The sequence below is a fragment of the Mycolicibacterium aichiense genome, from assembly GCF_010726245.1.
In the GTDB taxonomy this organism is placed as follows: Bacteria; Actinomycetota; Actinomycetes; order Mycobacteriales; family Mycobacteriaceae; genus Mycobacterium; species Mycobacterium aichiense.
Window position 1 is genome coordinate 3,520,684 of the sequence record NZ_AP022561.1, and the last position, 22,589, is coordinate 3,543,272.

The 22,589-nt window shown below is 66.6% G+C and carries 22 protein-coding genes; 12 read left to right on the forward strand and 10 right to left on the reverse strand.

The window, feature by feature from the left end; all coding sequences use genetic code 11:
- Positions 1 to 37: 37 nt before the first annotated feature.
- Entirely contained in the window at positions 38 to 532 is a 495-nt protein-coding gene (locus G6N32_RS17110) for a MarR family winged helix-turn-helix transcriptional regulator (protein WP_115320602.1), read from the reverse strand.
- A 94-nt stretch (positions 533 to 626) separates the two neighbouring features.
- Here G6N32_RS17110 and G6N32_RS17115 point away from each other — a divergent pair, with 94 nt between their 5' ends.
- Positions 627 to 1,562 (forward strand): NADP-dependent oxidoreductase, encoded by a 936-nt coding sequence (locus tag G6N32_RS17115; protein WP_115320603.1) that lies wholly within the window; start codon positions 627 to 629, stop codon positions 1,560 to 1,562.
- Here the strand turns inward: G6N32_RS17115 and G6N32_RS17120 are convergent.
- The 5 genes from G6N32_RS17120 to crtI form a co-directional block, all read right to left on the reverse strand.
- A complete protein-coding gene (locus G6N32_RS17120) occupies positions 1,559 to 2,554 on the reverse strand; it encodes a Rieske (2Fe-2S) protein (RefSeq protein WP_115320604.1) in 996 nt (331 codons plus the stop codon). The genes G6N32_RS17115 and G6N32_RS17120 overlap by 4 nt on opposite strands.
- Complete coding sequence (locus G6N32_RS17125; protein ID WP_115320605.1) at positions 2,551 to 4,086, reverse strand: FAD-dependent oxidoreductase; 1,536 nt, start codon at positions 4,084 to 4,086, stop codon at positions 2,551 to 2,553. The genes G6N32_RS17120 and G6N32_RS17125 overlap by 4 nt, the downstream gene beginning before the upstream one ends.
- Positions 4,083 to 4,808 (reverse strand): class I SAM-dependent methyltransferase, encoded by a 726-nt coding sequence (locus tag G6N32_RS17130; protein ID WP_115320606.1) that lies wholly within the window; start codon positions 4,806 to 4,808, stop codon positions 4,083 to 4,085. The genes G6N32_RS17125 and G6N32_RS17130 overlap by 4 nt, the downstream gene beginning before the upstream one ends.
- Positions 4,809 to 4,873: 65 nt before the next feature.
- A complete protein-coding gene (locus G6N32_RS17135; protein WP_115320607.1) occupies positions 4,874 to 5,794 on the reverse strand; it encodes a phytoene/squalene synthase family protein in 921 nt (306 codons plus the stop codon).
- Positions 5,795 to 5,796: 2 nt separating this feature from the next.
- Positions 5,797 to 7,320, reverse strand: a complete 1,524-nt coding sequence (crtI, locus tag G6N32_RS17140) for a phytoene desaturase family protein (protein ID WP_115320608.1) — start codon at positions 7,318 to 7,320, stop codon at positions 5,797 to 5,799.
- 254 nt (positions 7,321 to 7,574) lie between these two features.
- Between crtI and G6N32_RS17145 the strand changes: the two genes are divergently transcribed.
- From G6N32_RS17145 to G6N32_RS17170, 6 genes are read left to right on the forward strand one after another with little or no spacing between them, the layout of a single operon-like run.
- Positions 7,575 to 9,101 carry an ABC transporter substrate-binding protein gene (locus G6N32_RS17145; protein ID WP_115320609.1) on the forward strand — a complete coding sequence of 509 codons (1,527 nt, stop codon included), beginning with the start codon at positions 7,575 to 7,577 and terminating at the stop codon, positions 9,099 to 9,101.
- Positions 9,101 to 10,042 carry an ABC transporter permease gene (locus G6N32_RS17150; RefSeq protein ID WP_410432636.1) on the forward strand — a complete coding sequence of 314 codons (942 nt, stop codon included), beginning with the start codon at positions 9,101 to 9,103 and terminating at the stop codon, positions 10,040 to 10,042. Before G6N32_RS17145 ends, G6N32_RS17150 begins: the two co-directional genes overlap by 1 nt.
- Entirely contained in the window at positions 10,039 to 10,893 is an 855-nt protein-coding gene (locus G6N32_RS17155; RefSeq protein ID WP_115320610.1) for an ABC transporter permease, read from the forward strand. Before G6N32_RS17150 ends, G6N32_RS17155 begins: the two co-directional genes overlap by 4 nt.
- Complete coding sequence (locus tag G6N32_RS17160; protein ID WP_115320611.1) at positions 10,893 to 12,485, forward strand: ABC transporter ATP-binding protein; 1,593 nt, start codon at positions 10,893 to 10,895, stop codon at positions 12,483 to 12,485. The genes G6N32_RS17155 and G6N32_RS17160 overlap by 1 nt, the downstream gene beginning before the upstream one ends.
- Before the next feature lie 12 nt (positions 12,486 to 12,497).
- Complete coding sequence (locus tag G6N32_RS17165) at positions 12,498 to 12,947, forward strand: RodZ family helix-turn-helix domain-containing protein (protein ID WP_115320612.1); 450 nt, start codon at positions 12,498 to 12,500, stop codon at positions 12,945 to 12,947.
- Positions 12,948 to 12,962: 15 nt separating this feature from the next.
- Positions 12,963 to 13,703, forward strand: a complete 741-nt coding sequence (locus G6N32_RS17170) for an SDR family NAD(P)-dependent oxidoreductase (protein ID WP_115320613.1) — start codon at positions 12,963 to 12,965, stop codon at positions 13,701 to 13,703.
- Here G6N32_RS17170 and G6N32_RS17175 read toward each other — a convergent pair.
- On the reverse strand, positions 13,700 to 14,155 hold the full coding sequence (locus G6N32_RS17175) for an SRPBCC family protein (protein WP_115320614.1): 456 nt from the start codon (positions 14,153 to 14,155) through the stop codon (positions 13,700 to 13,702). The two genes, G6N32_RS17170 and G6N32_RS17175, sit on opposite strands and share 4 nt — an antisense overlap.
- Positions 14,156 to 14,165: 10 nt before the next feature.
- On the reverse strand, positions 14,166 to 14,504 hold the full coding sequence (locus tag G6N32_RS17180; RefSeq protein WP_168214834.1) for a DUF732 domain-containing protein: 339 nt from the start codon (positions 14,502 to 14,504) through the stop codon (positions 14,166 to 14,168).
- Between the two features lie 336 nt (positions 14,505 to 14,840).
- Here G6N32_RS17180 and G6N32_RS17185 point away from each other — a divergent pair, with 336 nt between their 5' ends.
- From G6N32_RS17185 to G6N32_RS17195, 3 genes are all read left to right on the forward strand, one after another.
- Positions 14,841 to 15,272, forward strand: a complete 432-nt coding sequence (locus G6N32_RS17185) for an MmpS family transport accessory protein (RefSeq protein ID WP_115320616.1) — start codon at positions 14,841 to 14,843, stop codon at positions 15,270 to 15,272.
- The gene (locus tag G6N32_RS17190) at positions 15,269 to 18,157 is read left to right on the forward strand and encodes an MMPL/RND family transporter (protein WP_115320617.1); all 2,889 of its coding nucleotides are present in this window, start codon (positions 15,269 to 15,271) and stop codon (positions 18,155 to 18,157) included. Before G6N32_RS17185 ends, G6N32_RS17190 begins: the two co-directional genes overlap by 4 nt.
- A gap of 142 nt (positions 18,158 to 18,299) precedes the next feature.
- The gene (locus G6N32_RS17195; RefSeq protein WP_115320618.1) at positions 18,300 to 18,587 is read left to right on the forward strand and encodes a hypothetical protein; all 288 of its coding nucleotides are present in this window, start codon (positions 18,300 to 18,302) and stop codon (positions 18,585 to 18,587) included.
- A 2-nt stretch (positions 18,588 to 18,589) separates the two neighbouring features.
- Here G6N32_RS17195 and G6N32_RS17200 read toward each other — a convergent pair whose 3' ends face one another.
- Positions 18,590 to 19,714, reverse strand: a complete 1,125-nt coding sequence (locus tag G6N32_RS17200; protein WP_115320619.1) for a phosphotransferase family protein — start codon at positions 19,712 to 19,714, stop codon at positions 18,590 to 18,592.
- A gap of 91 nt (positions 19,715 to 19,805) precedes the next feature.
- Here G6N32_RS17200 and G6N32_RS17205 point away from each other — a divergent pair, with 91 nt between their 5' ends.
- On the forward strand, positions 19,806 to 20,279 hold the full coding sequence (locus G6N32_RS17205) for an SRPBCC family protein (protein ID WP_115320620.1): 474 nt from the start codon (positions 19,806 to 19,808) through the stop codon (positions 20,277 to 20,279).
- Here the strand turns inward: G6N32_RS17205 and G6N32_RS17210 are convergent.
- Positions 20,263 to 20,538, reverse strand: a complete 276-nt coding sequence (locus G6N32_RS17210) for a hypothetical protein (protein WP_115320621.1) — start codon at positions 20,536 to 20,538, stop codon at positions 20,263 to 20,265. The genes G6N32_RS17205 and G6N32_RS17210 overlap by 17 nt on opposite strands.
- Positions 20,539 to 20,858: 320 nt before the next feature.
- On the opposite strand from G6N32_RS17210, the gene G6N32_RS17215 reads away from it, so the two are divergent.
- On the forward strand, positions 20,859 to 22,517 hold the full coding sequence (locus G6N32_RS17215) for a glycoside hydrolase family 183 protein (protein WP_115320622.1): 1,659 nt from the start codon (positions 20,859 to 20,861) through the stop codon (positions 22,515 to 22,517).
- Positions 22,518 to 22,589 lie beyond the last annotated feature (72 nt).

Consider the following 22,589-nt stretch of genomic DNA (forward strand, 5'->3'; position numbering starts at 1 on the left):
GGCTAGCCCGGTTGTCGCCGGCGTCAGGGCCGATGTCTCAGTGCGCGGACCCGCGGCTCTTACGCGGCGCGGCGGATCGGGGCGGCTGCTCGCGCATGTGGTCGCGGACGCGCGTCATGAGGTTGCCCAGGGTGCGGACGTCCTGTGCCGACAGGGTCTCGAACAGCAGTCCGCGCACGACGTCGATGTGGCCGGGAAGGACCTTCTCGAGGCGGCGGCGGCCCGCCTTGGTGATGGTCACGACGGTCGCGCGCTGATCGGCGGTGCTGGGCGCACGGGCGATCAGCCCGTCGGCCTGCAGAACGCCGGCCTGATGGGTCAGCCCGCTGCGGCTGTAGACCACGCCATCAGCCAGTTCGGTCATCGTCAGCGGCCGGCCGGCGTCGACGAGCTTGGCCAGGATCTCGAACTGGACGTAGCTCAATCCGCCCTCGGCCTGCAGCTGCTGCTGGACGGCGTACTGCAGCAGGCTCGCCGCCTCGGTGAGGGCGAAGTAAGTGCGCATCTGCGACGGGTGAAGGGCCTCGGCCATTCACCGATCGTACCCGGGAATGTTTCGAACTCGAAGCAAGTTACAGGTTGGGTAACTGCTTCGAGTTCGAAGCAACTAATCCGAGGAGAGCACCATGAAGGCAGCGTTTTACCACCGGTACGGCGACAGCGACGTTCTGCAGTACGGCGACATCGAGCGGCCGGCACCCGGGACGGGCGAGGTTCTGGTGAAGGTCGCCGGAACCTCGTTCAACCCGGTCGACGCCGGGATCCGCGGCGGCTACCTGTCGGACGTCTTTCCGGTCGCCTTCCCGCACGTGCCGGGTATCGACGTGGCGGGCACGATCACCGAACTCGGCGACCGTGTGAGCGGGTGGCAGGTCGGCGACGCGGTCGTGGGCTTGCTGCCCATGGTGGCCCGCGGTGCGGCCGCCGAGTATGTGCTCGCCCCGGCCGAGGCACTTGCCACGGCTCCGACGTCGGTGCCGCTGGCCGATTCCGCCGCGCTGCCGACCGTCGGTCTCACCGCCTGGCAGGCCCTGTTCGAGGTGGCCGGCCTGACGGCTGGACAGACCATCCTGATCAACGGTGCGGGCGGAGCGGTCGGCGGCTACGCGGTACAGCTTGCGCATCAGGCCGGCGCAAAGGTCACCGCCACCACGAAAGCCAGCGCAGCCGAACGGCTCCGCCACCATGGGGCCGACCAGCTGATCGACTACCTCGACTACACCGCCACCCCGGTCGCCGACGGAGCGCCGTTCGACGTGGTGCTGAACCTGATCGGCACGACGGCCGACGAGACCGAGGCACTGGCCGCACTGGTGGCCGACGGCGGGCACTACGTCGGCACCATGACCTCGGGCCCGGAGACGACGACGCGTGGGCTGCGCAGCCAACGGGTGTTCGTCCGCAGCGACGCCAGCCAACTCGCCGACCTCGTCGGCCAGGTGGATACCGGTCGACTGACGATCGACGTCGCTGATCGCCGGCCACTGGCCGAGATCGCCGCCGTGCATGCCGATGCCGACGCCGGCCGGTTGCCCGGCAAGACGATCCTGACGCCTGCCTAGCCGGAGGTGCCCTCGCGCAAGGCGTAGAGCCGCTCGGCGTAGGCGAGGTCGTCGCGCCACAGCCGGGTGGCAGCCAAGCGCATGAACGGGGTGATCAGCGGCGCCACCCGCAGCGAGTGATGGAAGCCGGTTCGATCAGATTGCGCGACAACGGCTTCGATCACCGCTGTGCGTGGACGCCCATCGCGTCCCGGCCCCATCGGGGTGGCGTGGGTTTCGACGACGCTGCCCGTGCCCTCCCCGTCGACGATCCGCATGACGATGGTGCGCGGCTCCGGCGCGGTGAATTCCGCGATCACCGGGACACCCAGGCGTCCCATCCGGAACGTCACCGCCACCAGGAATCGGTCGGCGGCCTCGTCGGCGTCGACCGCGGGGGCGCTCAGCACCTCCAACTGAGTGAAGGAGTACGGGTGGAACCAGGCGCCGTGCCACGGGTCGAGCCGGTTGGCGATGATGTCCGACGGTTCGCACACCCCGTCCAGGCGGGTCACCGCGGCCAGCCGCGGCCCCGAGGGACGAACCGGGATCACCGGGGCGTCGAGCGGCGGTTCGCCGCCCAGCCGATCCAGCCGGACCCAGACCAATACTCCGTCGTCGAAGGCGGGCAACGGTTTCCAGCCGAATTCACGACCACCCTCGAGCCGCAGCCCGTGCCATGGGCAGATCAGACCGCCACACTCCACCTTTCCGGTCGCGAGGTCCGCACCCAGGTGCGGGCAGGCCGCGGGCCCGACGTGCAAGCGGCGCTGCTGATCTCGCCACGCGACGATGTCGAGTCCACCGACTCGGGTGCCGAACGGCCGATTGGCCCGAACGTCGGTGCTGGCCCCGAAGACATACCAGTTGCCACTGGGCCGGTCCTCAGCGCGGCGCAGCGCGGCGGCGATCAGTGCCGGCTGGGCGTCCTGATAGGTGGGTCGCTGCCCTGCCCAGTTCGCTTTCGGGATCACTTGCAGCGGAATCGACTTCATTCGCGACCGGAAGCTCATGACGCGCGCCTTTCCCGGCTGGCCAGCCGCCGCAGTAGCGGAGAGCGTCCGTGCACCGGCACGGTGTGCAGGGTGTGCCCGGAGATCCCCCAACCGGCCAGCAGGTGGTTGGCGGCCGTCCATCCGGTGGTGGCGGCACGCTCCATCAGCGCGACCGGCAAGTCGATGCGAATGCCGTCGCCGGCCAGCGTCAGACCGGGGACCGGGGTGTCCACCGTCGGCCGGTTGGCGAAGGCACCCGGGGAGAACAACGGGCAGTCGTCACGCACCAGCAGTGTCTCGTTGACGATCCCGGCCGCCGCGGTCTCCGGGTAGAGCTGGTGCAGCCGAGCCAGCATGCGGTCCCGAAGCTCGTCGACCGCGGGCGCGTCGCCCACCGAGTACGAATGCACTTCTACAACCGAACCATGATGTGCGCGAGCCCATTCCGCGGCTTCGCTTTCGTAGCCGCTGACCACGCTGATGTTGTCGACAGGGTCTAGGCCGCCGGTGCCGAGGAAGGCCGGCCGATCGGAATTCACCGGACGGTCCAGCCACAGCCGCTGCACCATGAACGGCGGCGCGGTCTGCATCTGCGCCACGTTGTGACGCCAGCTCTGGTCGCCGAGGCCCGGCGAGGCGGCCACGATTCGTTGCAGCGCAGCGACATCGGTGGCCAACACCACACCGTCGGCGTCGATTGTGGCCCCGGTGGAATCGCGCACCTGCAGCAGCTTGCCGCCGCCGCGGGTCACCGATTCCACCGCCACTCCCCGGTGCACCCGAACACCGTGTTCGATCAAGTACTGGCCCAAGGGCTCCCACAGCGCGGTGTCGAAATTCGACGCGGCGACGTCGAAGACCAATCCTTCGCTCGAGCCCAGGAAGTAGATGTGGAACATCGTCGCCAGCTCCGCCGCCGAGAGCCGCTCCGGCCGGGCGAAGAAACTGCGGGCGAATACCTCGAACGCGAGGTGGCGGGCGGCGACGGGGAAATTGATGTCGGTCAGGAAAGTGCCCGCGTCGAGCCCGTCGAGCTGCTCATAGATCTCCGGTACCGACACCGCGGCCAGCGGAGCGGCAGCAACGGCGTTGAGCCGCATCAGGTCCCGCATCCGGAAGGTGGGGCTGCGCAGCGCGAAGGCAAGCGCGTTCCACGGCGGGGTCTTCGGCAGCCCGCGGAAGGTGTCACGCCGGCCTTCGCCGTCGACCAGCGGATAATCTTCGACGGCCCGCAGCCGCTCGAGCTCGGGATCGGTACGGCGCAACAGCCATCGCAGGTTGTAGTACTGCCGGAAGAACGCGTGGAAGCCGCGGTTGTTCGCCACCTGCGTACCGTCGGGAAGTTGCTCGGTCCAGCCGCCGACCCGCCCGCCCAGATAGTGCTGCGACTCCAGAAGGTCAACGGAGACACCGCGTTCGGCCAGGCCGGTGGCTGCCGAAAGGCCGGCGATTCCGCCGCCGACCACGACGACGTGCGGTGTGGCGGGCAGTGCGTGGGCATGCGGCACCCCGGTGATTGCCGGGTGGGCGACGCGACGAGGGTCGATCATCGGGGTGCGTCCGCCAGGAAGGTGTGCACGATGTCACGCTGCCAGCCGGGCATCGTCTCGCTGTGCACGCCGGAGAAACCTGCTGCCGTCAAGCGGCGCTGGAAGGCGGCCGCGCCGTCGAAGGTGTTCACACTGCGCCACAGGTGCCGATACAGGGTGGCATTGCGGGTCTGTCGCCAGCCGGACGGGATGATGATGCCCCAGCACACCGCGTTCCAGATGGCGGAGGCGACGCGGGAGTCACGCACCGAGTATTCATGCACGGCCAGTGTCCCGCCGGGTCGCAGCAGCTCGCGGAACGTCCGCAACTGCGCGTCCGGGTCGGCGAGGTTGCGCAACAGATACGCCGCGAGGATGCCGTCGAAGGGACCGTCGACGCCGGCGTCAGCGATCTTCTCGATCGGGCTGTGCACAAAGCGGACCGAATCCGGCCAGGACTTCACGCTCGCCTCGGCGAGCATGCCCGCGGAAGCGTCGACAGCGACGATCTCGGCATGCGGCGCGGCGTCCAGCAGTGCGGCCGTCGAGGCACCCGTGCCGCAGCCGGCGTCCAGCAGCCGCAAACCGCGCCCGCCACCCGGAATCCGCATCCGTCGTGCGGAGATCCGCAGGTGGTCGTGATAGCCCGGATTGGCGCCGACCAGTTTGTCGTAGGCGTGCGCGCCGATGTCGAAGGCGCCGGGAACCTGGGCGCGATCCAGGCCGCGATTGGTGACGGTCATGATCGATCTCCTGGATCATCGAGACGGGGCCGCTGCTTTACCCATAACAACATGCCTTCGATCCATCAGTTGGCACCACGGGCGTGGTAGGCCCGGACCAATCCGGAGGCGAAGACCTGCAGCCGCCGCCCGATGGACACCGAAGCACGTCGGCTGAACACCGCGAAGTCGATGTCTTCGATGCGATCGAGGATCTCCGAGTACAGCGTGAACGCGGTCGTCACGCAGGGCCTCGACTGCGGGGCGAGCAGGGCGATCCCCTTGCGCGCCTGCCGGTAGACACCGCGGGCGATGTCGTGCTGAGCGGCCAGCGCGCGGCGCACCTTCGGATCGGTGCGGCGGTTCTGGTGGCACCAGGTCAGCACGTCGCGGTCCACACCGAAGGCGGCGAGTTCGTCGGCGGGCAGGTAGATGCGGTCGCGCGCGAGGTCCTCGTCGACGTCGCGCAGGAAATTCGTCAGCTGGAAGGCATTCCCGAGCGCCTCGGCGTACGGGGCGGCCTCCTCGGCGGGCCCGACCGTGCCGAGGATCGGCAGCATCTGCAAGCCGATGACCGCCGCCGAACCACGCATGTAGTGGTTCAGCGCCGGGCGATCCGGATAGTCGGTGACGGTGAGATCCATCCGCATCGAGGTCAGGAAGTCGTCGAACAGGTCCCGAGGGATCTGATAGGTGCGGGCGGTGTGCAGCACGGCGGCCAGCACCGGCTCGGTCTCGTCGCCGTTGAAGAACTTGTCCGACAGTTCGTCGAGGCGCCGCTCACGGTCGGCGACGCTGGCGTCGATCTCCATGTCGTCGAGGATGTCGTCGGCGTAGCGGGCGAACCCGTACAGCGCGTGCACCGGCGGGCGCTGCGAGGGCGCGAGCAGCCGAGTGGCCAGGAAGTAGGTCCGGCCGTGCTGGGCGTTGAGACGCCGGCAGTAGCGGTAGGACTCGACCAGTCGCGAATCGTCGATGCCCGCGGCATGCAACTCGGTGTGGATCATCGCTACCTGCTTCCCGACCCGACGATGGTGCGTCTGGCGGACGGGTCGTCGACAGCACCGGTGACGCGGTCGGCGGCCAGCCGCCCGGAGATCATCGCTGTCGGGATGCCGACACCGGGCACGGTCGACCCGCCGGCCAGCACGGCGTTGTCGATACCCCGGACCATGTTGGCCGGCCGGAACGGACCGGTCTGGGCGAAGGTGTGCGCCAGCGCGAAGGGCGAGCCGGCTGCCATACCTTGCGCCGCCCAGTCGGCGGGGGTGACGACGTCCAGGATCTCGGCACCGTCGGCGAGTCCGGGCATCAGCCGTTCGGCGGCAGTCGCCACCACCTGGCGCGCGTAGCGCTCGCCGGTCGAACCCCAATCAACCTTGCCCACTTCGAGATTCGGCGCGGGCGCCAGAACGTAGAGCAGATCGCGGCCGGCCGGTGCGAGGCTCGGGTCGCCCGCGGTGGGCCTGGTCACCAGCAGCGACGGGTCGCTCATCAGCACACCGTCGCGAATGATCTCGTCGAATGTGCGAGCCCATTGATGCCCGAAGCTGATGTTGTGGTGGAGCAGGCGCTCACCGACGGCGGGAACCCCGACGTGCACCACGACCGCGGACGGCGCCGGCCGCACCTTGATCGGACGCCGCGGGGTGCGGCCGAGCAGCTGATAGGTCAACGGCAGCTCGGTCGTGAGTACCACCGCGTCGCACGCGATCCGCTCACCGTCGGCGGTGCGCACCGCCGTCACTCGCGAACCGGTGCGTTCCAACCCGTCAACGGTGGACCCGTAGCGGAACTGCACACCCGCCGCTTCGGCCGCGGCCGCCATCGCCTCCGGAACCGCACGCATGCCGCCGCGCGGGAAGTACACGCCCGCAACGGTATCCATGTAGGCAATCACGGCGTAGGCGGCCAGCGCCTGCTGAGGCGGGACTCCGGCGTAGAGCGCCTGGAAAGTGAAAAGTCGCTGCACGCGCTCGTCGGTGATGAACCGGCCGACCATCCGTTCCCAGCCGCGGAATCCGCCGATCGCGGCGAGTCGGGCCAGTTGCGGGGTCAGCAGCGACAGCGGGGACGAGAAGTTGGACGCGATGAAACCGTCGAACTCCAACCGGTAGAGCTCGGTGAGCCAGGCGCGCAGCCGCTGGTAGCCGGCCGCCTGATCCGGGCCGGCGAACTCTTCGATCGCCGCCGCCATCGCACCGGCGTCCGGGTGCACGTCCAGCGAGCATCCGTCGGCGAAAGTGGCTCGATACGCGGGAGCCACCGGAACCAGATCCAGGTGGTCGGTCATCGATGCGCCGACGGCGGAGAAAGCGTCGGAGATGATGTCCGGCATCGTCAGCACAGTGGGCCCGGTGTCGATACGGTAGCCCGCGATGTCGGCCTGTCCCATCCGCCCGCCGGGGAACGGATACCGCTCGACGACAGTGACCGATCGCCCGCGACCGGCAATGTGCAGCGCAGCCGACAGACCCGACAGGCCCGCGCCCACCACCACGACATGATCGGTGGTGCCCGGGACGGTACGCATCAATCGCTCCTCTCCACGCCGAGGGCTTGGATCGCCCCGGCCGAGCCCCTAGGCGATACCCCACCGGATGCACTTGCAATCAACTGGCTTCGGTCTGGCCCCCATTCAATGCGAGTAACGGCCTCCACGCTGCAAGCGAGGACACATGGTCACGCACGCGTAATTATTTCGCAGTCCGTCTAGCTGCACATACGCACCGATTATCGCAGTTGCGCGTTTACCCATCAACGGTTCGGGAAACCCCGCATCCCATCATGAGACGACCAGCGGTAATGACCGCTGCCCTCGTAATGATCGGGCTGCTGGCGGCGTGTTCGACGGGTTCGCGGGTCGATCTGGGCGGACCATCGGCGGGCAACATCACGGCGGCGATCGCAGGCGAGCCGGACCAGCTCGATCCCCAGCGCAGCACGGCGTACTTTTCCTTCGAGGTGCTGGAGAACGTCTTCGACACCCTGGTCGAGCCCGACGACAACCTCGAGATGCGACCGGCGCTCGCGGAATCCTGGCAGGTCTCCCCCGACCAACTCACCTGGACCTTTCACCTCCGTCCCGCAGTGAGCTGGCACGACGGCTCGCCATTGCGCGCCTCTGATGTCGTCTATTCCTACCGGCGGATCATCGACGAGAAACTCGCCAACGCCGACAAGCTCAGCGCGGTCCGTGACGTGCGGGCGCCGGATCCGCAGACGGTGATCATCGACGTCGCGCACCCCACCCCGAACCTGCTGACCAACCTCGGCGGCTTCAAAGGGATGGCGATCGTGCAGCGCCGTAATGTCGAGAGCGGCCAGATCGCGACGCATCCGGTGGGCACCGGACCGTTTGCCTTCACCGGCCGCAAAAGCGGTGACTCGATCACCCTGACCGCCAACAAGAGCTACTGGGGAGGCGCCCCGGAAGTTCCGGGCGTGACGTTCCGGTTCATCTCCGAACCGTCGACGGCGCTGTCTGCCCTGCAAGCCGGTGAGATCGACTGGACCGACGCCATTCCGCCGCAGCGGGTCGAGCAGCTGAAGGGCGACGACTCCATTCACCTTGCCGTCACACCGTCCAACGACTACTGGTATCTCGCACTCAACGAAGCACGCGCACCGTGGAATGACCAACGCGTACGGCAAGCCATCGCCTACGGGATCGACCGGGCGTCGATCGTGCAAGCCACCAGCTACGGGACCGCCACCGCGAATCAGCTTGCGATTCCCCAAGGTAACCCGTGGTACACGCCGTACGACCACTATCGTCACGACCCGGGCCGCGGGCGAGATCTTCTGCGGCAGGCCGGGATCGGCAAGCAGAAGCTGGACATGCTGGTCACCAGCGAGTACCCGGAGACGGTCACCGCTGCGCAGATCATCGCCGACAACCTCGCGGAGGTGGGCATCGACGTCAGCATCCGCACGGTCGATTTCGCAACCTGGCTCGATGAACAGAACAGCGGCCACTTCGACATGCTGATGATGGGGTGGCTCGGCAACATCGATCCCGACGACTTCTATTACGCCCAGCATCACACCGGCGGCTCGAGCAACGCGCAGAAATTCTCCGACCCGGATGTCGACCGACTGCTGGACGCGGCGCGCGAAGAGACCGACCGCGCCCGCCGCCAGGACGACTACGCGCGCGCCGCGACGATCATCGCCGACAAGGCCAGCTACATCTACCTGTACAACCCGTCGGTCATCCAGGCATGGTCGACGAATCTGGCCGGATATGACGCCCGCCGCGACGGCGCCGTCAGGTTTCGCTCAGCCCACCTGACGAGAGGTGGGGCGGCGTGATCGGGTTCCTTCTGCGACGGTTGCTCTATTCGGCGGTGGTGATGTTCGGAGTGCTTGTCGTGGTGTTCGCGCTGGTACACCTGGTGCCCGGCGACCCGGTGCGCATCGCGCTGGGAACGCGCTACACGCCCGAGGCTTACCAGGCGTTGCGCGCGGCCAGTGGCCTCGACCGCCCGCTGATCGCACAGTTCTTCTCCTACGCCGCATCGGCGCTGACCGGTGACCTCGGGGTCAGCTTCCGCAACGGAGAGCCGGTGACCGCGACGCTGCTCGAGCGGCTGCCCGCCACGGTGTCCCTTGCCCTCGTCGGCATCCTGATCGCCTTGCTCATCGCACTGCCCGCCGGCATCTATTCCGCTCTGCATCGCGGCCGCGTAGGTGACGGAATCGTCCGGGTGGCAAGTCAATTCGGCGTCTCGATCCCCGATTTCTGGATGGCGATCCTGCTGATCGGCCTGTTCGCCTCGACCTTGGGCTGGTTGCCCACCTCCGGGTACCGGCCGCTGTTGCAGGACCCGGGCGGCTGGCTTCGCCACATCGTCTTGCCCGGCCTCACGGTCGGACTGGTGGCCGCAGCGATCATGACCCGCTATGTCCGGTCGGCGGTGCTGGAGGTCGCCGAGGCCGGCTATGTACGAACAGCCCGGTCCAAAGGACTTGCCCCACTGGTGGTCACCTCCCGGCACATTGTGCGCAACGCGCTGGTCCCGGTGCTGACCATCACCGGCATCCAGCTGGCGACGATCCTCGGCGGGGTGATCGTCGTCGAGGTGGTCTTCGCATGGCCGGGGCTGGGGCGGTTGACGTTCAACGCCGTCGCGGCCCGCGACTATCCGGTGATCCAGGGGGCGGTGCTGCTGATCGCCGCGCTGTTCCTACTGATCAACCTGATCGTCGACGTGCTGTACGCGGTGGTCGATCCACGGATCCGGCTGTCATGAGAAGGTCGAATTGGCGTTTGCTGCTGGGTAATCCGGTCGCTCTGATCAGCGCGATACTCCTGTTGGCGATCATCATCGCTGCGCTCGGCGCCCCATGGCTGGCTCCGTCGGGTGTCAACGATGTCGATGTGCCGAATGCCCTGCAGGCTCCTGGTAGCGCGCACTGGTTCGGTACCGACGAACTCGGCCGCGACATCGCCTCCCGGGTGCTGGCCGCGACTCGGGCATCACTGGAAGTCGCCGTCGTCAGCGTCGCATTCGCTCTCGTCGTCGGGGTGGGCGTCGGCTTGCTCGCCGGGTATCGGGGCGGCTGGGCGGACACGGTGTTGATGAGATGCGTCGACGTCATGTTCGCGTTCCCGGTTCTGTTGTTGGCGTTGGCGATTGTCGCCGTCCTCGGTCCGGGGCTGACCACCACCATGCTGGCCATCGGCGTCGTCTACACGCCGATCTTCGCCCGGGTAGCCCGGGCGAGCACACTCGGCGTGCGGGTCGAACCGTATGTGGCGGTGTCACGTTCGATGGGCAGCCCGCACCGCTACATCCTGGCTCGCCACGTGCTGCCCAACATCGCCGGGCCGCTCATCGTGCAGACGTCGCTGTCGCTGGCGTTCGCGATCCTCTCGGAGGCTGCTCTGTCGTTCCTGGGTCTGGGGCTGCAACCGCCGCAGCCGTCCTTGGGCCGGATGATCTTCGACTCGCAGGGGTTCGTCACGCTGGCGTGGTGGGTGGCGGTGTTCCCCGGCGTGGCGATTTTCGTGATCGTGCTGGCGTTCAATCTGTTGGGCGACGGGCTTCGAGATGTTCTGGATCCCAAGCAGCGCACGTCGACCGAGGCGAGGCGGGGCTGATGGCACCCGTGCTCAGTGTGCGCGACCTGCGGGTACGCCTCGGCCGCAAGGAGATCGTGCGGGGCATCTCGTTCGACGTCGAGCCCGAGCAGACCCTGGGGATCGTCGGGGAATCCGGGTCGGGTAAGACGATGACCGCGCTGGCGGCCACCGGCCTGCTCGACACCCCGGGTGCGGTGACGGCCGGCTCGAGTCAGCTTGCCGCCGTCGATGATTCGGCCACGATCCAGCTGGTGGGCGCGAAACCCCGGGTGCTGCGCAGCGTGCACGGCGGCCGCATCGGGTTCGTGTTTCAGGACCCGGGAACCTCACTCAATCCGCTGCTGACGCTGGAGCGCCAGATCACCGAATCCCTTCAGACACACAAGAACCTGACTCGCCGCAGCGCCCGGCAGCGCGCGCTCGAACTGCTCGAAGCCGTCGGACTGCCCGAGGCGGAGCGTCGCCTGGACAGCTACCCGCATCAGCTCTCAGGCGGTCAGCGGCAACGGGTCATGGTGGCGATCGCGCTGGCCTGCAACCCCGAACTACTGGTCGCCGACGAACCGACCACCGCCCTGGACGTGACCACGCAGGCGCAGATCGTCACCCTGATCAAGGATCTGCAACGCGATTTCGGCGCCGCGGTGGTGTGGATCAGTCACGATCTGGGCCTTGTCGGGCAGGTCGCCGACGCCGTCACGGTGCTGCAGGACGGGGTGTCCGTGGAACAGGCGCCGGTCCTGGACATCTTCGATTCCCCGCGCCATCCCTACACCCGCGAATTGCTCGACGCGCGGCCGCTGATCGGCGCCGGCGGGCCGCCGTCGGCTCCTGCCGACGCCGCTGTACTGCTGGACGTCGACGCACTGCATGTGCACTTCGACGGGGAGCCGGCCGTCGAGGACGTCTCGTTCCAGATCCGCCGTGGCACCACCCTGGGGCTGGTCGGCGAGTCCGGGTCCGGCAAGTCGACCGTGGCCGGCGCCCTGACGGGACTGGTCACCCCCACCTCGGGCACCGCGACGCTGGACGGAGTGGACATTTTCGGGGTGCGCGGCGCGGACGAGAAAGCGCTCCGCCGTCGGATCAGCCTGGTGCTGCAGGACCCGTTCGCGGCGCTTGACCCACGCGCTCGCGTAGGCTCGGCGATCGCCGAACCCCTTGTCGTGCATGGCATTCAGCGCGGCAAGCACGCCCGGTCGGAGCGGGTGGCAGAACTGCTGGAGCTGGTCGGCCTACCGGGCGAGTTCGCATCGCGCTATCCACATGAGCTGTCCGGGGGCCAGCGGCAGCGAGTCAGCATCGCCCGGGCACTGGCGGTCGAGCCGGAACTGGTCATCCTCGACGAGGCAACGGCGTCCCTCGATGTCTCGGTCCAGTCCCGGGTGTTGGATCTGCTCGCCGACCTGCAGCGCGACCTGCACCTGACCTACCTCTTCATCTCGCATGACCTGGCGGTCGTGGAGCGGATGAGTCACGACGTGCTGGTGCTCCGCGACGGCGCCGTTGTCGAATACCGGCCCGCCGCCGACCTACTCGCCGCACCCGGGCAGGAGTACACCCGCGCACTCTTGGCGGCCGTACCGCCAGCACGACCGCGCGCAGGCTGACATGCTCGTGGCGTGAAAACACTCGCCGTCATCGAACCCTCCGAGCCGGCCACCGTGGCCGGCTCGGTCGCCACCACCGACAGCGCGGTCGTGGCCGGATCAGTCAGCACCATCAGCAGCGCGGTCGTCGCCGGGTCCATCGCCACCGTCGGCAGCGCGGTGGTCAACGCCTCGATCGCGACGGCGGGCAGCGCCGCCGTCGTCGGATCCATCGCCACCGCCGGCAGCGCCCTCGTCGTCGGCTCGGTGGCCACCTCGGGCAGCGCGCTGATCGCAGGCAGCGTGCTGTCCGTGTTCTCGGTGCGGCTGCGCAAATGTGTGGCGTGCCTGGCGTGCGTCGCATGCCGGAGTTGCACCGCCTGTGTCGGCTGTGTGAGATGCACCGACTGCGTCGGCTGCGTTGGGTGCTACAACTGCTCGGGACTGCGCAACGCGAAGGGGCTTCGCGACGTACACGCTTGAGCGAAGGGTCGGGTTATGACACAGCTGGACGGGAAAGTCGCTCTGGTGACCGGTGCGTCATCGGGCCTCGGGGCTGCGACGGCGCAGGTGTTCGCCGAACGGGGGGCCTCGGTATTCGGCATCGCCCGTGACGCCGAGCGGATGGCGACGGTGTTCGAATCTGTTCCCGGCGGCGCGTATTCGTCGGTCGACATCACCAGCGCGCAAGCCTGTCAGGATGCGGTGGCACAGTGCGTCGAACAGTTCGGCCGGCTGGACGTGCTGGTGAACGCGGCGGGCTTTCACCAGATGCGGCGCACCACCTCGGTCACCGACGAGGACTGGGATTACGACCTCGCCGTCAACCTGAACGGCCCGTTCTATCTGACCCGGGCGGCGCTGCCGAAGCTGCTGGAGGTCGGCGGCAACATCGTCAATGTCGCCTCGATCGCCGGCATCGAGGGCGAGGTGTATTCGGCGGCGTACTGCGCGGCCAAGCACGGGCTGGTCGGAATGACGAAGGCGTTGGCGATCGAATACACCAAGGAACAGCTCCGGGTGAATGTCATCTGCCCGGGTGGCATGCTCACCCCGCAGGTGACCGAGTTCAAGACCCCCGAGGACGCCGACTGGGATCTGATCATGCGGATCGCCGCGCCCCGCGGGATGATGGCGCCCGCCGATGTGGCGAAGGTGATCGCTTTCCTGGCGAGCGACGACGCGACGACGATTCACGGCGCGGTCTACAACGTCGACAACGGTAAGACGGCGGGTTAAACCCTCTGCTCGAAGTGCCGGCGAATACCGGCCAGCATCTCGGTGTGCGCGTCGACCGCCTGCCGCACCGTGATGCCGAGCAGCGGCCAGGGCGCGGTGAACCGGATTCGTTCGGTCAGCCGGGTTCCGGTGGGTATCGGATCGAAGGAGACCACCGAGTCCAGCCGAACGGCCGGGAACTGGCGGGCCTCGGTGCGAACCGGACCGGACGTGGGCACCTCGAGGCGCGCGGTGTACGTGATCGGAAGGGTCGCGATCCCCAGCGGGATGCGGTCACGAACCCGATAGATGTGGACGTAGCCGTCGTCGGTGGCGGTGTGCGACAGCGTGTCGACCGACACCACCAGCGGGTGCACGTCCTTGATGTTGTTCAGATCGACGTAATGGGCTCGCACCGCGTCGGGCGCGCCGGGCACGTCTTGAGCGACAACCCGGTCGACGGGACCTGCCATCGCCCGGCTGCTAGCCCGCGGAAGCCCTCTGCAGAACGCCGACCTGGTCCGGGCAATAGGTGCCGATCGCAGCGCCGAGGAACTGCAGAGCCTGGCCCTGGTTGGTACCGAGCGGGAGGTTGGTCACCAGGAACTTCGCCGAGGCGTAGGCGTCCTTGTCCAGGCCGGTGGCCAAACGCTTGCAGGTGATCTTGCCGATCCAGGCGTTGTAGTCACGAGGCCCGTAGATCCCGAAGGTGTGCAGCTGATTGGCGAAATCGGTGTCGGGGTCGGCGTGCGACGGCGCGGCCAGGACGATCGGCGCCGCGACGGCCGCAACAGCGGCCATGGCAAGCCTCGTAACGTTCATGGCCAGGATTGTAGGACAGCTAACCAGTGCCGCAAGAGCCATACCGCACAATTGACCGCGTGACGCTGAAATTCAGCCTCGGCGAGTGTGACCACAGCCGTCCTCGGCCGACGGTGTGACCTCGGGCACGGACGCCGAGGGAGAATCGGTTGGCGCCGCTACCGGGGGGTATTGTCCGATCAATTAAGTGAGCTAATCTCTTACGTTAAGTCAGCTAAGCTGTCGCGACATACAGGAAAACGGGGTTGAGATGGGACGGACGGCCGCGCTCACGAACGGCGCCGAAGGAGTCACCGCGCCGGCCGTGCCGGCGTCGTAGTCTCGTCGGGGAATCCTATGGTCAAGGCACTGAGGCGGGCGTGGATACCGCTGCTCATCGTGGTTGTGGTGGCCGTCGCCGCGTTCGGCGTTTTCCGCCTCCACGGTGTCTTCGGCAAAACAGAGCTCACCCGTCCCGGCAGCGGCCTGGCCAACGACACGAAGCCGTTCAACCCCAAGCAAGTGACCTATCAGATCTTTGGCCCCGAAGGTGCTGTGGCAACCATCAACTACCTCGACCTGGACGCGCAACCGCAGATCGCCCGTGACATCACGCTGCCCTGGTCGTTGACGCTCACCACGACAGCCCCGGCCGCCAGCGCCAACATCGTCGCCCAGGGCGACACCGACACCATCGGGTGCCGCATCCTCGTCGATGGTGTGCTCAAGGACGAGAAGACCTCGACCGGCGTCAACGCCCAGACCTTCTGCCTGGTGAAGTCCGCATGACCGACTTGCAGGCGCCGCCCAAGAAGAATCCGGCGATCCCCCGGTTCATCCGGATGTTCTCGGTGCCCATCCTGCTGTTCTGGCTCGGTCTTGTGGTCGTGCTCAACGTCGCGGTGCCGCAGCTGGAAGTGGTCAGTCAAGAGCATTCGGTCTCGCTGGCTCCCGACGACGCCCCCTCGCTGAAGGCGATGAAGAAGGTCGGCGCGGACTTCCAGGAGTTCAAATCCAACAGCTCGGTCATGCTGCTGCTGGAGAGCGATCAGCCGCTGGGCGATGAGGCGCATCGTTACTACGCCGACCTGGTGAAGAAGCTGAGCGCTGACACCAAGCACGTTGAGCACGTTCAGGATTTCTGGGGCGATCCGCTGACCGCCGCCGGTTCCCAGAGCGCCGACGGCAAGGCCGCCTACGTCCAGCTCTATCTGGCCGGCAACCTCGGTGAGGCCATCGCCAACGAGTCGGTGGACTCGGTCCGCAAGATCGTCGACGACAATCCCCCGCCCGCCGGTCTCAAGGTGTACGTCACGGGCGGGTCGGCGCTGAGTCACGACCAGCACACGGCCGGCGACAAGAGCGTCAAGCTCATCACCGCGGTGACGATCGGCGTCATCTTCATCATGTTGCTGCTGGTGTACCGGTCGATCACGACGGTGCTGCTGGTGCTGGTGATGGTCTTCCTTGAGCTGTCCGCGGCCCGCGGGATCATCGCGTTCCTCGGCAACGCCAACATCATGGGGCTGTCGACCTTCGCGGTGAACCTGCTCACCACACTGGCGATCGCGGCGGCCACCGATTATGCGATCTTCCTCATCGGCCGCTATCACGAGGCCAGACTGGCCGGCGAAGACCGGGAAACCGCGTACTACACGATGTTTCACGGCACCGCGCATGTGATCCTCGGATCGGGCCTGACGATCGCAGGCGCCACACTGACACTGCACTTCACCCGGCTGAACTACTTCAAGTCTTTGGGTTTCCCGCTGTCGATCGGCATGCTCATCGCAGTCGTCGCAGCGCTGACCATGGGACCAGCGCTGATCACGGTCGGCAGTCGCTTCGGTCTGTTCGAACCGAAGCGGAAGATGAACACCCGGATGTGGCGGCGGGTCGGCGCGGCAGTCGTGCGGTGGCCCGGGCCGATCCTCGTCGCCTCCATCGCGCTGGCACTGGTCGGGTTGGTTGCCCTGCCGTCGTACAAGACCAACTACAACGACCGCTACTACCTCCCCAACGACATTCCGGCCAACGAGGGTTATGCGGCCGCCGACCGGCACTTCCCGCAGGCCCGGATGAATCCCGAGCTCCTGCTTCTCGAAACCGATCACGATGTCCGGAATCCGGCCGACATGCTCGTCGTCGACCGGATCGCCAAGACGATCTTCCACATACCGGGCATCGGCCGCGTGCAGACCATCACCCGTCCCCTCGGCACCCCGATCGAGCACACCTCGATCCCCTTCATCATCAGCATGCAGGGCACCAACCAGACGATGAACATGTCCTACCTGCAGGACCGCATGAAGGACATGCTGAAAATGGGTGACGAGCTACAGGTCACCATCGACACCATGGAGCGCATGCTCGCGCTGACCAGGGAGATGGTCGGGATCACCCACAGCATGGTGGGCAAGACCAAGCAGATGGTGGCCGACACCAACGAGATCCGGGACAACATCTCCGATTTCGACGATTTCTTCCGGCCGATCCGCAACTACCTCTATTGGGAGCCGCACTGCTTCGACATCCCGATCTGCTGGTCGATGCGGTCGATATTCGACTCGCTCGACGGAATCGACACGCTCAGTGACGATCTCGGGGCACTCGTGGTCGACATGGACAGGCTCGACGTCCTGATGCCCAAGATGCTCGAGGTCATGCCGCCGATGATCGCGACCATGAAGAACATGAAGACCACCATGCTGACCATGCAGTCGACGATGGGTGGGCTGCAGGATCAGATGGACGCGATGCAGCAGAACGCCACCGCGCTGGGACAGGCCTACGACGCGTCGAAGAACGACGACTCGTTCTATCTGCCGCCCGAGGTGTTCGACAACCCCGAATTCAAGCGCGGCCTGAAGATGTTCGTCTCGCCGGACGGAAAAGCGGTGCGGTTCATCATCTCTCACGAGGGAGACCCCGCGACGCCGGAAGGCATCTCGCACATCGACAAGATCAAGAACGCCGCATTCGAGGCGATCAAGGGCACCCCGCTGGAGGGCTCGAGGGTCTATCTCGGTGGTACCGCCTCGACCTATAAGGACATGCAGCACGGGGCCAACTACGACCTGCTGATCGCCGGGATCGCGGCGCTGGGCCTGATTTTCATCATCATGCTGATTCTCACGCGAAGCGTGGTCGCGGCCGCCGTGATCGTCGGGACGGTCGTGCTGTCGCTGGGTGCGTCGTTCGGTCTGTCGGTGTTGATCTGGCAGCACATCATTGGGTTGCCGCTGCACTGGATGGTCATCGCGATGGCGGTCATCATCCTGCTGGCGGTCGGTTCGGACTACAACCTGCTTCTGGTGGCCCGTTTCAAGGAAGAAATCCACGCCGGTCTCAACACCGGCATCATCCGGGCGATGGCAGGCAGTGGGTCAGTGGTGACCTCAGCCGGATTGGTGTTCGCGGCCACGATGGCCTCGATGGCGATCAGTGATCTGCGGGTGGCCGGCCAGGTGGGAACGACGATCGCGCTGGGCCTGCTGTTCGACACGCTCGTTGTTCGGTCGTTCATGACGCCGTCCATCGCGGCCCTGCTGGGCCGGTGGTTCTGGTGGCCGCAGCGAGTGCGTCAGCGCCCGGTGGCACAGCCGTGGCCGACGCCGGCCGAGGCAGCCGAACGGCGATCGGTGGACGCGAATGCCGGTGGCGGCTCCGCCTGATCAGCGCACCGTTCCGAGCTGTTGAGTCGTCGGCTGTTCGGTACCTGTTCAACCGCCGTTCGCACAGTGGCAAGTCCGGCCATGACTTTGCTGTCATCCTTGACGGCAGCCCTGTAGGCCGGCTGTCGATGGAAGGACTTTGATGTCGCTCGAACTGCGCTGCGTCGCGACGCTGCTGATTGGTGTCGGTACGTCGATTGTGCTGGCCCCGTTGGCCGTTGCCGATCCCCCGAGCATCCCGGAACCGGGATCGGAGTCGGCCGCCGCCACCATCCGTGACCTCGACGCCGCGGGCTATGACGTGCAGCTGCAGTACGAGAACGGCGCACCGCTGTCCCCACTGTCGCAATGCACAGTGACCGACATCAACACCACCGGGTCGGCGGGCAGCCAAGGCCTCGCCTACGTCACCATCAACTGCCCCAAGTAGCTTCAGCGCGCTTGCTGCAGCACGGTGACGGTCTCCAATTCCTCGACTGCCGTCACCGCTCGCCGTAGACCCTCCAGGGCAACACCTTCGGACTGCATGCCACCGAGGCCCGCGGTGGCCAGCGCCGAAAGATACGGGTGCACAACGGCTTGCCGGTATCGCGTCCACAGTTCGGCACTGTCGAATCTCGGGCCGCCCCGGCCCGCGAGTGCATTCCGATACGCATCGAGCAGGTCGCGCTCCACAGTTCCGCGGTCGAGGACGGGCGTGCCCAGCACGATCGCGTAGGCGAGGTCGCGCGACGGATGACCGCGGCGGACCACTTGCCAGTCCAGCAACCCGGCCTGTCCGTTGCGGAAGAACGTGTTTCCGGGATGGGAATCGCCGTGCAACACGGTGTGCCGACCGCGGTCGATCAGCTCGACGACGGCGGGAAAGTTCTCCCAGATGTAACGCCCGGCATCTACGGGTATCGTCGTCGCGCCGGCCAACCGGCGCGCGGATGCGCGCATCACCGTGGGCGTGATGACATTGGCCGGGTCATCCGACGGGGCAATCAGCCAGCCGAATTGGCCGCTGCCATCCCGCTTGTGCGGTAACCGGTCCCAGAACGTCGCGTGCAGTCCGGCGAGAGCTTCGACGACTTGCGCCATCTGGTCGGTGGACAGCGGGTGCAGGGTATCGGGGAACTCGCACGGCGTGCGGGACATGTCCTCCAGCACGATCACGTACCGGCCCGTCAGGGCGTCGAATGCCGAGCCGTAGGACCGGGGAATCCCCGATCCGAGTTCGGGTGCCAATTCGCGGTAGAACCGGGCCTCGGTCTCCCCGAGTCCAGCCAACTCCCCCAGCATTCGGATTCCGGCGGTGGCGGCGGTCATCTTCACGAACACCGATGACGGCACGTCAACGCCGGTGAGGCCGAGGCGGGCACGGCTCGACGTGCCCGCCGCGTCGTCGAGAACGGCTACCGAGTCGACAGGTCGGCCGATGATCTCGGACAACACCGTTGGCGTCAGGTCGGCGATCCGGCGCGGAAACGACCGCGTGCCGCCGAGGACGGAGTCAAGGGCAAGACGCCGCACACCGCGGCCGAGATGGACGCCGAAGCGTGCAACAGAACGCACCGGTGGACCATACCCCCGCCGCGCCGCGCGCAGTTACACATTCGAGAGAAAGTGTAAACTGCGCGGACAGCCGACATGAAAGGCAACGCAATTGGGCATCGTGACCACCAGCTCGGAGACGGCGTTCAGCCAATCACCGGAGACGATCTACGACTTCGTCACCAATCCCGCCAACTGGACCAGGACTTACCCCGGCAGCAACTACGTGGGCAAGCTGGACAAGCTGCCGCTGACTGTTGGCGATACATGGGAAGAGGGCGGCCCCGACGGGGACCGGATCTTCACGTGGCACTTGGCGATCGCCGTGCGACCCAAGCTATGGGTGTTCACGTCGGTGGGCCGACTGGGCCACGATCGGGACGGCAGCGGCGGAATGGAAGGGCGCATCACCGTCCAGTACCACTTCACCACGCCAGGAGCGGACATCACGTTGTTCACTCGCACGATGACCATCGAGGCGCCCAAGGACAAACCGATGCCCGACGGCTTCTTCCGAATCGTCAACCCGGCCAATATCGACCGGTATCACGCCGCAATCGCGCGGGAGCTCAGCCAATCCCGTTGAGGCCGTGGTGGTGATTGCCACCCGACTCGGTGGGGGCCGGCGGAGCGATCACCGTCGGGCTGAACTTGTTGGGGTTCGAGGGGTTGAGCCCCTTCTCGGTGGGTGTCGCCGACGGGCTCGGTGACGTCGTGGTCGAGACCGAAGGCGACGGGGCCGGGTTCTCGTTCTTGCTGCAGGACGCGACAAACGACGCCATGGCGACGAGTGCGGCACCACCGATGACCGCAGCGATACGGGCGGAAACAGAGGGCGAATTCATGGGAATCCTTTACCGAAAGCGGCGATCTCGCCCTCGCCGGGGGCCTTAGATAGGCCTGAATGCCTGTTCAAGCGGAGATCTTGCCACGGAGCACGGGAATTGGCAAACATTCGTGCCGAGGTGATGTTTCCTCGTGGCCCGGCGATGCCGTCCGGCGGGTTCGCCGGGGTGTCGACCCGCAGACCGTGATCACCAAAGCCGGGCGGCTTCTCGTCATCGCATGCGTAGTGAATTTGTTTGCAGACTTGTGACTCCGAGTCGGCCACGGAGTTTGCCAGGTGCGGTACCGTCTTCTCAGCGTTTTCTAAGGGGAAGCAGTGATGGGTTCGACGAATCATGCCTCGGCGTACGTGGGCCGCATCGGCGGCCTGGCAGTGGGATTGGGTGTCGGGGTGGCGATCCTCGCCGGCGCCGGCGCGGCGTGGGCGGAGGGGTCCGGCTCGGGCGACTCGGGCTCATCGTCGTCGTCGCACAGCTCGTCCAGCACTGGTTCATCCGGCACCGGCTCGTCCGGACCGTCGAAGCCCAAGGCCACCGCATCATCGGCTCGCACCTCGAACAAGCTGACCGCGCGCGGCGCCACCAAGGCGCCCGAGGCTGCCGCGACACCCAAGGCCGGCGCGGTCAGGGCCGCGGCGAAGCCGACCGCGCCGAAGGTCGTCACCGCGCTGCTGTCCACCGTCGGCGTGACGACCGATACCACGGGCGTGGCAACCTCCAAACGCGAGGCAGCCGCCAGCGCGGCGGCGGCCGCTGCGGCCACAGCACCCACCGTCATCCCGTCGTATCCGGTCGGCTGGGTGACCGGTCAGGCGAACAACGCCTACCCCGGCATCGGATGGCCGCAGACGAACAACACCAAGGGCTTCGGGATCTACGGCACCGACCTCGGCATCATGTGGGAGAACGGGCTGACCGGCAACATCCAGCTGGCGTTCGGTGACACCTTCAGCGCGCCGGGCATGACCGGCGACTGGCGGTCGAATGTTTTGTTGCTCAGCCAGGACAAGAACCTGACCAACGGCCTGACGCTGCTGCAGACCGGCTACGCCTACCAGTTCATCCCCCGCAATTCCGGCGTGCTGTTCCCGTTCCTGGGTTCCGAGGTGACGGTCATCCCGACGTCGGCCATCTCGGTGAACAACGAGCAGTACGTCAACTACATGTCGGTCAAGTCGTGGGACACCCCGGGACGCTGGACCACGAACTACTCGGCCATCTCGATGTACGACCCAGCCACCGACAAGTGGGTGCTGCAGCGGTCGACCATCCGCTCGGCGAGCTGGTTCGGCTCGACGAAGCCCTACGTCCCCGGCAACCAGAACTTCCAGCAGGCGGCGTATGTCCTGCAGCCCGCCGATCAGGTCGCCGAGGGCGACACCCAGTACCTCTACGCGTTCGGCACCCCGTCCGGGCGCGCAGGTTCGGCCTACCTGTCGCGGGTCGCCGTCGACGACGTGAACAACCTGGCCAAGTACCAGTACTGGAACGGGACCACGAACACCTGGGTGACGGGCAAGCCCGTCGCGGCCACGCCGATCATCGGCGATTCCACCCATTCCGCGGGGCTTTTCGGACCCGTCATCGACTGGGCGAACAACCCGAACGTGCTGGGCGGCATGCTCGGTGGCCTGTTCGGCGCCAAGACCGGCGGCAACGTCAGCGAGATGTCGGTCCAGTACAACGAGTACCTGGGCAAGTACGTGATGATGTACGGCGACGGCAACAACAACGTCAAGATGCGCTACGCCGACTCTCCCGAGGACGCCTGGTCGGCACCGATCACGGTGGCGACGTCCGCGACGTACCCGGGGCTGTACGCGCCGATGATCCATCCGTGGTCGGGCACCGGAAAGCTGGTCGACAGCAACGGAAATCCGGACGACAGCACGCTGTATTGGAATATGTCGCTCTGGGGCAACTACAACGTCGTGCTGATGAAGACCGACCTGTCGTCGCTGAAGGCCTCGCTGGCCTAGGTACACCGACCGTCACCTTCGGGTGACGTTCACTCCACCTGAGTCCATTTTTCAAACTCTGCTAGCCTGACT